The organism is Thalassovita mangrovi, assembly GCF_009857745.1.
GTDB lineage: Bacteria > Pseudomonadota > Alphaproteobacteria > Rhodobacterales > Rhodobacteraceae > Thalassobius > Thalassobius mangrovi.
Window position 1 is genome coordinate 66,151 of the sequence record NZ_WWEN01000006.1, and the last position, 13,968, is coordinate 80,118.

The window sequence follows — 13,968 nt, forward strand, 5'->3', positions numbered from 1 at the left end:
GTCCCGTGGTGCTACGGTTTTTCACGACCGTAGGGGCTTGGTTATTGGCGTGTGAACGCCAGTTGGAAATCACGGGGGTTGCCGAACATATGGCGCGTTTCATCTTCATCACCGGCGGTGTTGTTTCCTCTCTCGGCAAGGGGCTTGCCTCGGCCGCTCTGGGGTCTTTGCTGCAGGCCCGTGGGTATTCCGTGCGGCTGCGCAAACTCGACCCGTATCTGAACGTCGATCCGGGCACGATGAGCCCTTTCGAACATGGCGAGGTGTTCGTCACCGATGACGGCGCCGAAACCGACCTGGACCTGGGCCATTACGAACGTTTCACCGGGGTACCGGCGCGGATGACCGACTCGGTTTCTTCGGGGCGGATCTATTCCAACGTGCTGGAACGCGAACGGCGCGGCGATTACCTGGGCAAGACGATCCAGGTGGTTCCCCACGTCACCAACGAGATCAAGGATTTTATCTCGATCGGCGAGGATGAGGTCGATTTCATGCTCTGCGAAATCGGCGGCACCGTCGGCGATATCGAGGGCCTGCCCTTCTTCGAAGCGATCCGCCAGTTCAGCCATGACAAGCCGCGCGGCCAGTGCATCTTCATGCACCTGACCCTGCTGCCCTACCTGGCGGCCAGCGGCGAGCTGAAGACCAAGCCGACCCAGCACAGCGTCAAGGAACTGCAGTCGATCGGCATCGCGCCCGATATCCTGGTCTGCCGGTCGGAACAGCTGATCCCGGAAAAGGAACGCGAAAAGATCGCGCTGTTCTGTAATGTCCGGAAAGAGGCCGTGGTCGCCGCCTATGACCTGAAATCGATCTACGAGGCGCCGCTGGCCTATCACCGCGAAGGGCTGGACCAGGCGGTTCTGGACGCGTTCGGCATCGCCCCCGCGCCGCGCCCCGACCTGAGCAAATGGGACGACGTGGTCGACCGCATCCACAACACCGACGGCGAGGTCAACATCGCCATCGTCGGCAAATACGTGCAGCTGGAAGACGCCTACAAGTCGATCAAGGAGGCCCTGACCCATGGCGGCATGGCCAACCGGGTCAAGGTGAACGTCGAATGGGTCGATGCCGAGATTTTCGACAACGAAGATCCCGCGCCCTACCTGGAAGGCTTCCACGCGATCCTGGTGCCCGGCGGTTTTGGCGAACGCGGCACCGAGGGCAAGATCAAGGCGGCGCAATTCGCCCGCGAACGCAAGGTGCCTTACCTGGGCATCTGCCTTGGCATGCAGATGGCGGTGATCGAAGCGGCCCGCAACGTGGCCGGCATCACCACCGCCGGGTCCGAGGAATTCGACCACGAGGCCGGCAAGAAGCGTTTCGAACCCGTGGTGTATCACCTGAAGGAATGGGTTCAGGGCAACGCCAAGGTGCAGCGCAAGGCGGATGACGCCAAGGGCGGCACGATGCGGCTGGGCGCCTATCACGCGGCGCTGACGGCAGGATCGAAGGTGGCCGAGGTCTATCACGCGACCGAGATCGACGAACGCCACCGTCACCGCTATGAGGTCGACATCAAGTATCGCGACAAGCTGGAAGCCTGCGGGCTGAACTTCTCGGGCATGTCGCCGGACGGGCGGCTGCCGGAAATCGTCGAATGGAAGGATCACCCGTGGTTCATCGGGGTTCAGTTCCACCCGGAACTGAAATCGAAACCCTTCGATCCGCATCCACTGTTCGCTGATTTCGTCCGCGCCGCAGTGGAAACCTCGCGGCTGGTCTGAGCCGAAATATTTAACGCGCGCCCGCCGGCTTACGGTCAGGCGCGCGTCCATGGGCCGCTCGACAGGCTGAGTTTTCCGCAAGCGAGGCTGCTTACCCCCTCCCTGCCGTTCAATGCTCAGCCGCGTTTCCACATCGGTTCGAACAGGGTGCGCCACAGGGCGGTTTTCCGGCCGATATTCGGCGTCATCACCAGGGTGCGCGGGCTGTCGTCGGAAATCGCTTCAAAATGATCCTCGTCGAACCGCCAACGGCCCTGCACGCCGCGCGCGGCATCGGATCGCTGCTGGTCGATCCAGCGCACCGCATCGGCCCGCACCGGCGCCAGCCCGAATTCGGGATGCGGCAGGTAGAAGCCGTAGCCGATCTTCATATGCAGGCAATCCAGCGCCGCGACCCGGGCGGTATGCTCCAGCGGCACCTCATCGCGGTGAAGGTAATTGAACCGCGCGGGATCGGCGTTCAGGAACACCTGCAGCGCCGTGGCCAGGTCGAGCCCCAGGGTCGACATCAACCAGCCCAGTTCGCGCAGATCGCCGTTATCCCAGTCGAAGGCCAGCGCCGCGTTGCGGATCGCATCGATATTCCCGGCGATCCGTTGCTTCTGCAGCGCCGGGGCCTTGACCGCGCCCGACCGCGCGGTCGTACGCAGCGACAGCGCCGGGCGCTTTTTCACCACCGGGCGCCGGATCAATGCTGGACGTTTCAAATTCACGATCCCTATGCCTGCCATGGCTCTCTCCTGCCAAGTCACCGCTGTGTGCCCTTGTCGGATCGTAATCAAGCAGCGCATCCGGGAAAAACTTGGGTGCAAAAAGGGCGAATTCGTGAACAACCGCGCGACTTAGAGTAAAATTCGTTTCGCCCTTTCCTTTTACCGCAATTCGCGCCAACGTCCCCGCCAATTGGCCACTAGAGGCCCCGCATGGAGGAGAGAGCGAAATGACCAAAGCCTATTGGGTGGCGCATGTCGATGTCGACGACCCGGACGTCTATGAAAACTACAAGCGCGCCAATGCCGCGCCCTTCGCCGAATACGGGGCAAAATTCATCGTCCGGGGCGGCGATCAGGAAATCCGCGAAGGCCAGGTGCGCGGCCGCACCGTGGTGATCGAATTCCCCAGCTACGAAGCGGCGGTCGCCTGCTACGAATCGGAAGGCTACCAGAAGGCGAAAGCGCTGCGCGATCCGGTATCGCAAGGCGACCTGGTGATCGTCGCCGGCTACGACGGCTGACCCGCCCCACCCCTGCGCGGCCCGTTTTCGGGCTGCGACACTCCTTCCCCATGTCGGATGTCATTTTCCTTTCACGGTTTTGCCCGCCTTGGGATAAGCTGTGGATATGTTCGCCAACCTGCTCAGCGCCCTGACCGGGCACCGGCATGAAGAAACGCTGCCCGAACCGGATGCGGCGATGGCGCTTGGTGCGCTTCTGGTGCGGGTGGCGAAATCCAATCTCAGCTACCGGGTCGAGGAAATCCGCCGCATCGACCGGCTCCTGGCGAAGATTCATGACCTGTCCCCGGTTGATGCGGCGAAGATGCGCGCCACCTGCGAAAAGCTGGAAAAGCGGGCGCCGCCGACCGAAATCTTTGCCGAACTGATCCGCGAAGGGGTCGATTTCGACGACCGGCTGCAGGCGCTGGAGGCGATGTGGCAGGTGGTTCTGGCCGATGGCAAGCAAAGCCCCGAGCAGACCGAAATCGTGACCCGCGCACAGCATGCCCTGGGTCTGAGCGAGGCCGACAACCTGACCGCCCGGACCCGCGCGAAACAAGCGCGCTGAATTGTGAATTGGCGCGGCGGGAAAACCGTCTTATATGCCAATCATGTTTGCAGATTTCCTGAAACGGCTGGTACAGCCCGCCCCCGCCCCCCTCAATGACGACGACGCCCGCCTGGCGCTGACCGCTCTGCTGGTCCGCGTCGCCCGCTCCGATGGCCATTACGATCCCGAAGAAATCCACCGGATCGACCGGATCGTCTGCACCCGTTTCGGGCTGGTCCCCGAAGCGGCCGTGGCGCTGCGTCACGAAGCCGAAGCGCTGGAGACCGAAGCGCCCGACACCGTGCGCTTCACCCGCGCGATCAAGGAGGCGGTGGCCTATGAGGACCGGATCGGCGTGATCGAGGCGCTGTGGTCGGTGGTTCTGGCCGACGGGGCGCGCGACGCACAGGAAGACTCGCTGCTGCGGATGGTGTCCAACCTGCTGGGCATCAACGACCGCGACAGCGCGCTGGCCCGCCAAAGGGTGGAAAAAGCCCTCTGACTCCCGCCCTTCGATTGATCACCCAGGTGTCAAATTGCGGATGACCCAGGGTCAATTTGACCGATTCCCGGGCAGATTCGCCGAATTGCAAGTTGCACAGATTGTTTTTTTCGGTCCTATTCTGTCGATCAAACAGGGACAGAACACATAGGGACGCACTTGTCGGACCAGGATCCAGTCATTGAAATCCGCGGCCTTCACAAGGCCTACGGCGCGCTTGAGGTGATCAAGGGCGTCGATATCACCGCGCATAAGGGCGACGTCGTATCGCTGATCGGGTCGTCGGGATCGGGCAAATCCACCATCCTGCGCTGCGCCAACCTGCTGGAAGACAGCCAGCAGGGCGACATCCTGTTCAAGGGCGAACCGGTGAAATGGAAGGGCACGGGGCTGCACCGGCAGCCGGCCGATCCGAAACAGGTGCTGCGCATCCGCACCAACCTGTCGATGGTGTTCCAACAGTTCAACCTGTGGGCCCATATGACCATCCTGCAAAACGTGATGGAAGCGCCGGTGACGGTGCTGGGCCGCGACCGGGACGAGGTGGAACAGGCCGCGCGCCGTTACCTCGACAAGGTCGGCATCGGCGACAAATGCGATGCCTACCCGGCGCAGCTGTCCGGCGGCCAGCAGCAGCGCGCGGCGATCGCCCGGGCGCTGTGCATGGAACCCGAGGCGCTGCTGTTCGACGAACCGACCTCGGCGCTGGACCCGGAACTGGAACAGGAAGTGATCAAGGTGATCCGCGACCTGGCCGCCGAGGGCCGCACCATGCTGATCGTGACCCATGACATGAAAATGGCTTCGGACATTTCCAGCCATGTCGTGTTCCTGCATCAGGGCCTGATCGAGGAACAAGGCCCGCCCGCCCAGCTTTTCGGTGCGCCGGAAAGCGAGCGGCTGAAACAGTTCCTTTCGGCCACCGTCCATGCCTGAGGCAGGGGCGCGGGCCAGCTAATCAAAACGAAAACCTAACGGGAGCATTCTATGAAAAACCTGATTATCACCACCGCCGCCCTGGCCCTGACCGCAGGCATGGCAATGGCCGGCACCATCCGCATGGGCACCGAGGGCGCCTACCCTCCGTATAACTTCATCAACGACAGCGGCGAAGTGGACGGGTTCGAGCGCGAACTGGGCGACGAGCTGTGCAAGCGCGCCGAACTGACCTGCGAATGGGTCACCAACGAATGGGATTCGATCATTCCGAACCTGGTTTCGGGCAACTACGACACCATCATCGCCGGCATGTCGATCACCGCCGAACGCGAAGAGGTGATCGACTTCACCCAGAACTACACCCAGCCCGATCCGTCGGCCTACCTGGCGATGTCGGAAGATGTCGATCTGAAAGGCGCGGTGATCGCGGCGCAGACCGGCACCATCCAGGCCGCTTTCGTCGCCGCCTCGGGCGCGACCCTGGTGGAATTCGCCACCCCCGATGAAACCATCGCAGCCGTGCGCAACGGCGAAGCCGACGCGGTGCTGGCCGACAAGACCTACCTGGCCCCGATCGCCGACGAAGACGCCGACCTGATGCTGCTGTCGCAGGAAGAGCTGATCGGCGGCGGTGTCGGCATGGGCATCCGCGAAAGCGACGGCGAACTGAAAGCCAAGTTCGACGCCGCCATCCAGTCGATGAAAGACGATGGCAGCCTGAACGCGCTGATCGAAAAGTGGGAAATCGGCGCAACCTTCTAAGCGCCCGTTCCTTGGGGGGAAGGCGCGCCCTTCCCCCCTTTCACCCTTCCCCAAATTAGAATTCCCGCATCGCAGCCCCGACGAGGCCCGCCATTTTCAGCTATTGCGCAGATCCCGACACGCTTTCCGGCCTGACCTGGCTTTCGTGCTATCTCACCACCGGCAAGCACATGTCCTTCTACACCTCCTTCGGGACGGTGCTGCTGCTGCTGGCGATCACCGCTCCGGTGGCGCTGGCCTTCGGTTTCGGTGGCGCGATGGCGGCGCGGTCGCGCATCCTGCCCGTCTCTTGGCTTGGCAAGGCCTATATCGCGATCGTGCGCGGCGTGCCCGACATCGCCTTTTTCCTGTTCTTCGTGATCGCCTTCGACCAGGCGATCGAGTGGCTGCGCCACAAGGCCCTGTGCCCCGACTGGACCGACCCGATCCGCCAGGGCAACGATTTCGTGGTCTGCGCCGAGGCCAAGATGCCGCTGTCCTCTGCCGCGCAATGGGTGCATGAAGTGTACGGTTTCGGCCTGGCCGTGATCACCTTCGCCATCGTCTTCGGCGCCTTTGCCGCCAACGTCCTTTTCGGCGCGATGCGCGCCGTGCCCCGCGCCCAGATGGAAACCGCCGAAGCCTATGGCATGTCCCACCGGCAGGCGTTCTGGCGCATCCTGGTGCCGCAGATGTGGGTCTATGCCCTGCCCGGCCTGTCGAACCTGTGGATGGTGCTGATCAAGGCCACGCCGCTGCTGTTCCTGCTGGGCGTCGAAGACATCGTGTACTGGGCCCGCGAACTGGGCGGGTCGAAAACCGCCAAGTTCACCGATTACCCCCATGGCGACTGGCGCATGTGGTATTTCCTGGCGCTGCTGGTCTTCTACCTGCTGTTCACCAAATTCTCCGAGGTGGTTCTGGAAAAGCTGATGGTCCGCCTCAGCCACGGTCAGGCGACGCTGGCTGGTGAAAAGCAGAGAAAGGCCAAGGCATGAGCTGCTGGATCACCATTCAGGATTACGCCCTGCGGTCCATCGGCATCGGCGAGAGGCTGCTGCCGAAGGAAGACTTCACCCTGTGCCAGCAATTCACCCTGATCGGATCAGGGATGATCTGGAACGTCTATTTCGGCGTCGTCGCGTTGCTGGCCGGGTTCTTCCTGGCCACCGCCCTGGCGCTTGGCAAGAATTCCGACAACAGACTGCTGCGCAAACCCGCCGAATGGTTCATCTTCATCTTCCGCGGCTCGCCTCTCTTCATCCAGTTCTTCTTCGCCTATTTCCTGTTCCTCAGCCTGAAGAAGCTGTCGCCCGTCTTCGCCCCCTTCACCGCCGCCTGGCTGGGGGCGCTGGTGACGCTGTTCTTCAACACCGCCGCCTATTCGGGCGAGATTTTCTACGGCGCGCTGCGTTCGGTGCCCAAGGGCGATCTGGAAGCCGCCGACGCCTACGGCTTTTCCGGCTGGAAGAAGTTCCGCAAGATCACCTGGCCCACCATGCTGCGGCTGGCCTGGCCCGCCTATACCAACGAAGCGATCTTCCTGTTCCACGCCACCACGCTGGTGTTCTTTTCCGGCTTCCCGGCCTGGCGGCAGAAGGGCGATGCGCTCTATTACGCCAGCTATTTCGCCGACAAGACCTTCAACCCGTTCATCCCCTACCCGATTCTGGCGATGTATTTCGTGCTGCTGACGCTGATCGTGGTGACGCTGTTCGGGCTGGTGAACCGGCGCCTGAACCGGCACCTGCCGCAGGGTGTACGCCGAAAAATTCGCTTGCGTCCGAACTTGATCCGGTAGTAAACGATATTTGATCAAAATATTTGGGTGATGGTTTGACTGGATTTTCTTTCCAGTGAACTGGCTACAACCCCGCACATATATTTTGATCAAATAACAAGGACCAAGGGCATGGACCTGACGCGCAAACGCCCCAAAACCCGGGCTTGCGTTTCCCGTACGGGCACGGCCTCATCAGGCGTATGAAGATGAATATGAAAGACTGGCTCAGAAAGCACCCGGAAGTGCGCACGATCCGTGTGGCTGCCGCCGACCTGAACGGGCAGCCGCGCGGCAAGCGCGTCCCGGCCCGCTTCGCCGACAAGGTGGTCGAAGACGGCACCCGCTTCCCCTACTCGGTGCTCAACCTGGACATCTGGGGCGAAGATATCGACGACAGCCCGCTGGTGTTCGAATCCGGCGACCGCGACGGCGTGCTGAAACCGACCGAGCGCGGCTTCATCCCGATGCCCTGGCTGTCGGCGCCGACCGCGCTGCTGCCGATCTGGATGTTCCGCGAAGACGGCAAACCCTATGAGGCCGATCCGCGCCAGGCGCTGAACGCGGTGCTGAAACGCTACAAGCAGCGCGGCCTGACCCCGGTGGTCGCGGTTGAGCTGGAATTCTTCCTGATCGACGACTCGGGCCGCAACCTGCAGGTGCCGGTCAGCCCCCGCTCGGGCAAGCGCCGCAAGGCCGCTGAAACCATGTCGATCCGGGCGCTGGACGCCTTCGACAGTTTCTTCACCGACCTCTACGACGCCTGCGAGGAAATGGACATTCCCGCCGACACCGCGATTTCCGAGGCGGGGCTGGGCCAGTTCGAGATCAACCTGATGCATTGCGACGACGCGCTGCGCGCGGCCGACGATGCCTGGCTGTTCAAGATGCTGGTCAAGGGGCTGGCGCGCAGCCACGGCTTTGCCGCCAGCTTCATGGCCAAGCCTTACGAGGATTACGCCGGGTCCGGCCTGCACACCCATTTTTCGGTGCTGGACGAGGACGGCAACAACATCTTCGACGATGGCGGCCCGAAAGGCACCGACGCGCTGCGCCACGCGGTGGCGGGCTGCCTGAACGCGATGGCCGACAGCACGCTGATCTTTGCACCGCATTGGAACAGCTACGACCGCATGGTGCCCGGCGCCCATGCGCCGACCGGCATCTGCTGGGCCTATGAAAACCGCACCTCGGCGATCCGTATTCCTTCGGGCAGCCACAAGGCGCGGCGGATCGAACACCGGCTGGCGGGGGGCGACGTGAACCCCTACCTGATGCTGGCGGTGATCCTGGGCGCGGCGCTGAACGGGATCGAGGACGGGATCGAACCGGTCGAACCGATCACCGGCAACGCCTATGCGCTGGAGCTGCCGCAGGTGCCCGACACCTGGGGCGCGGCGATCGACGCCTTCGAGCAAAGCGAGGCGATCAAGCGCATCTTCGCGCCCGAACTGATCCAGAACTTCATCCTGACCAAGCGGCAGGAATTGCATTACATGGGCGAACTGACGCCGGCGGAACGGGTGGAGATCTACCTCGACACGGTCTGAGGGGGCGCTTAGCCCCCTTGCCGCAACCTCCCGCTCCACTTACCTTTGCTTTCGCAGCCAACTGACACTTTGGTGACCCATGAAAATCGGCATCCTGCAAACCGGCCATGCCCCCGACGAGGTGAAAGACGAACTGGGCGATTACGCCCGCATGTTCGCCACCCTGTTGGAGGGGCACGGCTTTGAATTCGAAACCTTCAACGTGGTGGACGGTGACTTCCCCGCCTCGACCGATGCGGCCGACGGCTGGCTGATCACCGGATCGAAACACGGCGTGTACGAACCCCACGACTGGATCCCGCCGCTGGAAGACTTCATCCGCAAGGTCCGCGATGCGGGCCAGCCGATGATCGGCGTCTGCTTCGGCCATCAGATCATCGCCCAGGCGCTTGGCGGCAAGGTCGAGAAATTCCAGGGCGGCTGGGCCGCGGGCGCACAGGAATACGATTTCGGCGGCAAGCAGATGGTGCTGAACGCCTGGCACCAGGACCAGGTGGTCGAGGCGCCGGAAGGCGCCGAGGTGATCGCCAGCAACGATTTCTGCGCCAATGCCGGGCTGCTGTACGGCGACACGATCATGACCGTGCAGCCGCATCCCGAATTCACCGCCCGGATGATCGAGGGTCTGCTGGAACACCGCGCGCCGGGCGTATTGCCCGAGGCAATGATCGAAGAGATCGGAAAACAGGGTGACCGGCCGGTGCACGACCGCGAATTCGGCGACCGCATGGCGGCTTTTTTCAAAGGAAAATCCGATGAATGATTTCATACAGGGCCTGCCCGAGGCCGCACAGGCCTATCTCGAAGGCCGCCGTCTGGACGAGGTCGAATGTATCGTTTCCGACCTGCCCGGGATTGCCCGCGGCAAGGCGGTGCCGGCGTCTAAATTCGCCAAGCAGGATTACTTCCACCTGCCCGACTCGATCTTCTACCAGACCATCACCGGCGACTGGGGCGAAGCGGCGGGCGACGAGGGGTTCATCGAACGCGATATGATCCTGCGCCCGGACATGGAAACCGCCACCGCCGCGCCCTGGACCGGCGACTGGACGCTGCAGGTGATCCATGACGCCTATGACCGCAAGAACAACCCGATCCCCTTCGCCCCGCGCAACGTGCTGAAACGGGTGGTGGACCTGTACCACAAGCAGGGCTGGGATCCGGTGGTCGCGCCGGAAATGGAATTCTACCTGGTCGCCAAGAACACCGACCCGGCGCAGACGATCCAGCCGATGATGGGCCGCTCGGGCCGCCCCGCCGCGGCGCGTCAGGCCTATTCGATGACTGCGGTGGACGAATTCGGCCCCGTGATCGACGACATCTACGATTTCGCCGAGGCCCAGGGGTTCGAGATCGACGGCATCACCCAGGAAGGCGGCGCCGGGCAGTTGGAGATCAACCTGCGCCACGGCGACCCGGTGAAGCTGGCCGACGAGGTGTTCTACTTCAAGCGGCTGATCCGCGAGGCGGCTTTGCGCCACGATTGTTTCGCCACCTTCATGGCGAAACCGATCGCCGAGGAACCGGGCAGCGCCATGCATATCCACCATTCGGTGATCGACATGGAAACCGGCGGCAACCTGTTTTCCGGCCCGCAGGGCGGCGAGACGGACGCGTTTTTCCACTTCATCGGCGGCTTGCAGAACTACCTTCCTTCGGCGGTGGCGATGCTGGCGCCCTACGTCAATTCCTATCGCCGCTACGTGCGCGATCACGCCGCCCCGATCAACCTGGCCTGGGGCCGCGACAACCGCACCACAGGCATCCGCATCCCGATCTCGGGCCCCGCGTCGCGGCGGGTGGAAAACCGGCTGGCGGGGATGGATTGCAATCCCTACCTGGGCATCGCGGCCTCGCTGGCCTGCGGCTACCTGGGCCTGATGGAGGAAAAGCGCGCTGGTCCCAGCTTCAAAGGCGACGCTTACGAGGACGAGACCGAGCTGCCCCGGGTGATGGGCGAGGCGTTGGACCTGTTCGAGGAGGCCGAGGCGCTGCACCAGGTGCTGCACCCGGAATTCGCCCGGGTCTATTCGATCATCAAGCGGACCGAATACGAGGAATTCCTGCAGGTGATCAGCCCGTGGGAACGCGAGCATCTGCTGCTGAACGTCTGATGCGTGAAGGGAAGCCGCGCCTTGCGGCGCGGCTAGGGGGCTCTGCCCCCGCCGTTGAAAATCCTCAGGATTTTCAACGACTCCCCCGGGATATTTTTGAACAGAAGAAGGGCTGGCGATGAACCTGCTGTATTCGAACGACCGCAAGGGCGAATATCCGGCGAGCTGGTACGCCGCGACGGCAAATGCGTTGGAGCCCTTTGCGGAGCTGAAGGGCGAGACGCGGGCGGATGTCTGTGTGGTGGGGGCCGGGTACACCGGGTTGTCAGCGGCGCTGCACCTGGCCGAGGCCGGGCTCAAAGTGGTGTTGCTGGAGGCGCACCGGGTCGGTTTCGGCGCCTCGGGGCGCAATGGCGGCCAGCTGGGCAGCGGCCAGCGCCGCGACCAGGAGGAGCTGGAGGCGATGTTCGGGCGCGAGGATGCGCACCGGCTGTGGGACCTGGGCGAGGAAGCCAAGCAACTGGTGCGCGACCTGGTGGCGAAACACGGCATCGAGTGCGACCTGAAACCCGGCATCGCCTGGACCGGTTTCGGCAAGAGCGACACCAAGCACCTGCATGACTATGCCGAGCATATGCAACGCGAGTACGGCTATGACCAGATTTCGGCACTGACGCCCGAAGAATGGTCCGGCATCTGCCCCTCGCCCGCCTATGACGGGGCGCTGCTGGACATGGGCGCGGGGCATCTGCATCCGCTGAATTTCGCGCTCGGGCTGGCGCGCGCCGCCGCCAAGGCCGGGGTGCGGATTTACGAGCGGACCGAGGTGACCGGGGTGCAGGAAGGTGCCAAGCCGGTGGTCAAAACGGCGCAAGGTCAGGTTACCTGCGATCATGTCGTTCTGGCCTGCAACGGATACCTGGGCGGGCTGAACGAAAAGGTGGCGGCGCGGGTGATGCCGATCAACAATTTCGTGGTGGCGACCGAACCTTTGGGCGACGACGCCGCCAAGGTTCTAAGCCGCGACATCGCGGTATGCGACAGCAAGTTCGTTGTGAATTACTTCCGCCTGTCGGCCGATAAACGGCTGCTGTTCGGTGGTGGCGAAAGCTATGGCTACCGCTTCCCGCGCGACATCGAAGCGACGGTGCGCAAGCCGATGAGCGAGATCTATCCGCATCTGAAGGATGTGCGGATCGATTACGCCTGGGGCGGCACCCTGGCGATCACCATGAAGCGGTTGCCCTTCGTGGCGCGGCTGCGGCCGAATATCCTCAGCGCCTCGGGCTATTCCGGCCACGGGCTGGGCACCGCCACCCATTGCGGCATGCTGATGGCGCGCGCGATCCAGGGCGATGCGGAAGGGTTCGACACCATGTCGGCGCTGCCCGCGCCCGGCTTCCCCGGCGGGCGGGCGCTGCGCTCGCCGCTCCTGGTGCTGGCGATGAGCTGGTACGCGATGCGCGACCGCCTGGGGCTGTAAGGCGCAGCGACTAAACAACAGAAACAGTAACAAAACCGCCCCACCGGGGCGGTTTGTCATGGCAATTTCATTTTCCTTGTGCTCAGAATGGTTTTAAGAAAAACCGAAGAAGACATTCAGGAAAGCCGAAAACATGACATTGCCGCCCAATGTTTACGATGCCGAACCGATCCCGGCCTCGGCCCGCGCCGAAATCGAACGCCTGCTGCAATCGGGCGACCTGTTCCGCTACACCGCGCCGGAAAACGCGCCGGTGTCGCTGCTGGAACGCGAATTCGCAGACATGCTGGGCAGCAAATACGCGCTGGCGGTGTCGTCCTGTTCGGCGGCTTTGTTCCTGTCTCTGAAGGCGCTTGGCCTGCCGCGCGAAGCCCGGGTGCTGATCCCGGCCTTCACCTTCGCCGCGGTGCCCTCGGCCATCGTGCATGCCGATTGCGTACCGGTGCTGGCCGAGGTGGCCGACAATTACCGCATCGATATGGCCGATTTCGACGCCAAGCTGGACGATACGATCAGCGCGGTGATGATCAGCCATATGCGCGGCCATACCTCGGACATGGATGCCATCGTGAAGCTGTGCGAGGAACGCAACGTACCGCTGATCGAAGACGCGGCGCATTCGCTGGGCACCCAGTGGCATGGGCGCAATATCGGCACCATCGGCAAGATCGGCTGCTTTTCGTTCCAGAGCTACAAGCTGCTGAATTCCGGCGAGGGCGGCATCCTGGTCACCGACGACGCCGATGTGCTGGCCCAGGCCACCATCATGTCGGGCGCTTACGAGCATAACTGGAAGAAGCACCTGGCCCGCAACGAGGAAGATGCCGAGGCGCTGCAGGCGGCCTTTGCCCGCTGGCAGAACAAGCTGCCGCTCTACAACCTGCGCCTTGGCAACCTGTCTGCGGCCGTCGTGCGGTCGCAGCTGGCCGAGGTGCCGCGCCGGATCACCGACGGGCGGCGCAACCACGATTACGTCGCCGAGAAACTGAACCTGTCGCCCTGGATCGAGGTGCCCGAAAAGCTGGGCCCGGAAGAGCGCGCGCCGGATTCGATCCAGTTCAACCTGGTCGGCATGGCAGAAGACGAAGTGCGGGCGTTCCAGGATGCCTCGGCCGCGCGCGGGGTGAAGGTGCAGGTTTTCGGGCTGAGCACCGACAATGCGCGCGCCTTCTGGAACTGGGAATTCCTTGGCAAGGCGCCGTCCTTGCCGCAGACCAAGGCGATGCTGATGAAGGCCTGCGATGCCCGCCTGCCCGCCCGGCTGACCCTGCCGGAACTGGATGTGATCGCCGAGGCGCTGATCAAGGCGGCGCAGGACGTGATGGGCAACAGCCGCGCCTTCGGGACCTGAGGACAGCGGTTTGAAACGCGCGTTCCGGGAGCGGTGAAGGGCGGCGACTTTTCACCCTCCCCGAACGTC

At 63.2% G+C, this 13,968-nt stretch carries 14 protein-coding genes; 13 read left to right on the top strand and 1 reads right to left on the bottom strand.

Features of this window, described 5'->3' with window-relative positions:
* Window positions 1–89 precede the first annotated feature (89 nt).
* Window positions 90–1,733, top strand: coding sequence for a CTP synthase (gene pyrG, locus GR167_RS14185; RefSeq protein ID WP_160974371.1), 1,644 nt, complete (start codon window positions 90–92; stop codon window positions 1,731–1,733).
* 116 nt (window positions 1,734–1,849) lie between these two features.
* Here the strand turns inward: pyrG and GR167_RS14190 are convergent, their stop codons facing one another.
* Complete coding sequence (locus GR167_RS14190) at window positions 1,850–2,425, bottom strand: hypothetical protein (protein WP_160974372.1); 576 nt, start codon at window positions 2,423–2,425, stop codon at window positions 1,850–1,852.
* 248 nt (window positions 2,426–2,673) lie between these two features.
* Between GR167_RS14190 and GR167_RS14195 the strand changes: the two genes are divergently transcribed.
* The 12 genes from GR167_RS14195 (at window position 2,674) to GR167_RS14250 (ending at window position 13,899) form a co-directional block, all read left to right on the top strand.
* Complete coding sequence (locus GR167_RS14195) at window positions 2,674–2,967, top strand: DUF1330 domain-containing protein (RefSeq protein ID WP_160974373.1); 294 nt, start codon at window positions 2,674–2,676, stop codon at window positions 2,965–2,967.
* Between the two features lie 106 nt (window positions 2,968–3,073).
* Complete coding sequence (locus tag GR167_RS14200) at window positions 3,074–3,517, top strand: tellurite resistance TerB family protein (protein WP_160974515.1); 444 nt, start codon at window positions 3,074–3,076, stop codon at window positions 3,515–3,517.
* 43 nt (window positions 3,518–3,560) lie between these two features.
* Window positions 3,561–4,001, top strand: a complete 441-nt coding sequence (locus GR167_RS14205) for a tellurite resistance TerB family protein (protein ID WP_160974374.1) — start codon at window positions 3,561–3,563, stop codon at window positions 3,999–4,001.
* A 159-nt stretch (window positions 4,002–4,160) separates the two neighbouring features.
* Window positions 4,161–4,937: an ABC transporter ATP-binding protein gene (locus GR167_RS14210; RefSeq protein WP_160974375.1), complete on the top strand. Its 777-nt coding sequence runs from the start codon at window positions 4,161–4,163 to the stop codon at window positions 4,935–4,937.
* 51 nt (window positions 4,938–4,988) lie between these two features.
* A complete protein-coding gene (locus tag GR167_RS14215) occupies window positions 4,989–5,702 on the top strand; it encodes a transporter substrate-binding domain-containing protein (RefSeq protein ID WP_160974376.1) in 714 nt (237 codons plus the stop codon).
* Window positions 5,703–5,794: 92 nt separating this feature from the next.
* Window positions 5,795–6,679 (top strand): ABC transporter permease, encoded by an 885-nt coding sequence (locus GR167_RS14220; RefSeq protein ID WP_160974516.1) that lies wholly within the window; start codon window positions 5,795–5,797, stop codon window positions 6,677–6,679.
* Entirely contained in the window at window positions 6,676–7,482 is an 807-nt protein-coding gene (locus tag GR167_RS14225) for an ABC transporter permease (RefSeq protein WP_160974377.1), read from the top strand. Before GR167_RS14220 ends, GR167_RS14225 begins: the two co-directional genes overlap by 4 nt.
* 194 nt (window positions 7,483–7,676) lie before the next feature.
* A complete protein-coding gene (locus GR167_RS14230) occupies window positions 7,677–9,011 on the top strand; it encodes a glutamine synthetase family protein (protein ID WP_160974517.1) in 1,335 nt (444 codons plus the stop codon).
* Between the two features lie 79 nt (window positions 9,012–9,090).
* Window positions 9,091–9,774 carry a type 1 glutamine amidotransferase gene (locus tag GR167_RS14235; protein ID WP_160974378.1) on the top strand — a complete coding sequence of 228 codons (684 nt, stop codon included), beginning with the start codon at window positions 9,091–9,093 and terminating at the stop codon, window positions 9,772–9,774.
* Window positions 9,767–11,125, top strand: coding sequence for a glutamine synthetase family protein (locus tag GR167_RS14240; protein WP_160974379.1), 1,359 nt, complete (start codon window positions 9,767–9,769; stop codon window positions 11,123–11,125). Before GR167_RS14235 ends, GR167_RS14240 begins: the two co-directional genes overlap by 8 nt.
* A gap of 118 nt (window positions 11,126–11,243) precedes the next feature.
* Window positions 11,244–12,548 carry an NAD(P)/FAD-dependent oxidoreductase gene (locus GR167_RS14245; protein WP_442478245.1) on the top strand — a complete coding sequence of 435 codons (1,305 nt, stop codon included), beginning with the start codon at window positions 11,244–11,246 and terminating at the stop codon, window positions 12,546–12,548.
* A gap of 133 nt (window positions 12,549–12,681) precedes the next feature.
* Window positions 12,682–13,899, top strand: a complete 1,218-nt coding sequence (locus GR167_RS14250) for a DegT/DnrJ/EryC1/StrS family aminotransferase (RefSeq protein WP_160974380.1) — start codon at window positions 12,682–12,684, stop codon at window positions 13,897–13,899.
* Window positions 13,900–13,968: the final 69 nt, after the last annotated feature.

What these genes read in the sequence shown, in the direction of transcription:
- pyrG (WP_160974371.1), top strand. Translation starts at nt 90, where the DNA reads ATGGCGCGTTTCATCTTCATCACCGGCGGTGTTGTTTCCTCTCTCGGC.
- GR167_RS14195 (WP_160974373.1), top strand. Translation starts at nt 2,674, where the DNA reads ATGACCAAAGCCTATTGGGTGGCGCATGTCGATGTCGACGACCCGGAC.
- GR167_RS14200 (WP_160974515.1), top strand. Translation starts at nt 3,074, where the DNA reads ATGTTCGCCAACCTGCTCAGCGCCCTGACCGGGCACCGGCATGAAGAA.
- GR167_RS14205 (WP_160974374.1), top strand. Translation starts at nt 3,561, where the DNA reads ATGTTTGCAGATTTCCTGAAACGGCTGGTACAGCCCGCCCCCGCCCCC.
- GR167_RS14215 (WP_160974376.1), top strand. Translation starts at nt 4,989, where the DNA reads ATGAAAAACCTGATTATCACCACCGCCGCCCTGGCCCTGACCGCAGGC.
- GR167_RS14225 (WP_160974377.1), top strand. Translation starts at nt 6,676, where the DNA reads ATGAGCTGCTGGATCACCATTCAGGATTACGCCCTGCGGTCCATCGGC.
- GR167_RS14230 (WP_160974517.1), top strand. Translation starts at nt 7,677, where the DNA reads ATGAAAGACTGGCTCAGAAAGCACCCGGAAGTGCGCACGATCCGTGTG.
- GR167_RS14235 (WP_160974378.1), top strand. Translation starts at nt 9,091, where the DNA reads ATGAAAATCGGCATCCTGCAAACCGGCCATGCCCCCGACGAGGTGAAA.
- GR167_RS14240 (WP_160974379.1), top strand. Translation starts at nt 9,767, where the DNA reads ATGAATGATTTCATACAGGGCCTGCCCGAGGCCGCACAGGCCTATCTC.
- GR167_RS14245 (WP_442478245.1), top strand. Translation starts at nt 11,244, where the DNA reads ATGAACCTGCTGTATTCGAACGACCGCAAGGGCGAATATCCGGCGAGC.
- GR167_RS14250 (WP_160974380.1), top strand. Translation starts at nt 12,682, where the DNA reads ATGACATTGCCGCCCAATGTTTACGATGCCGAACCGATCCCGGCCTCG.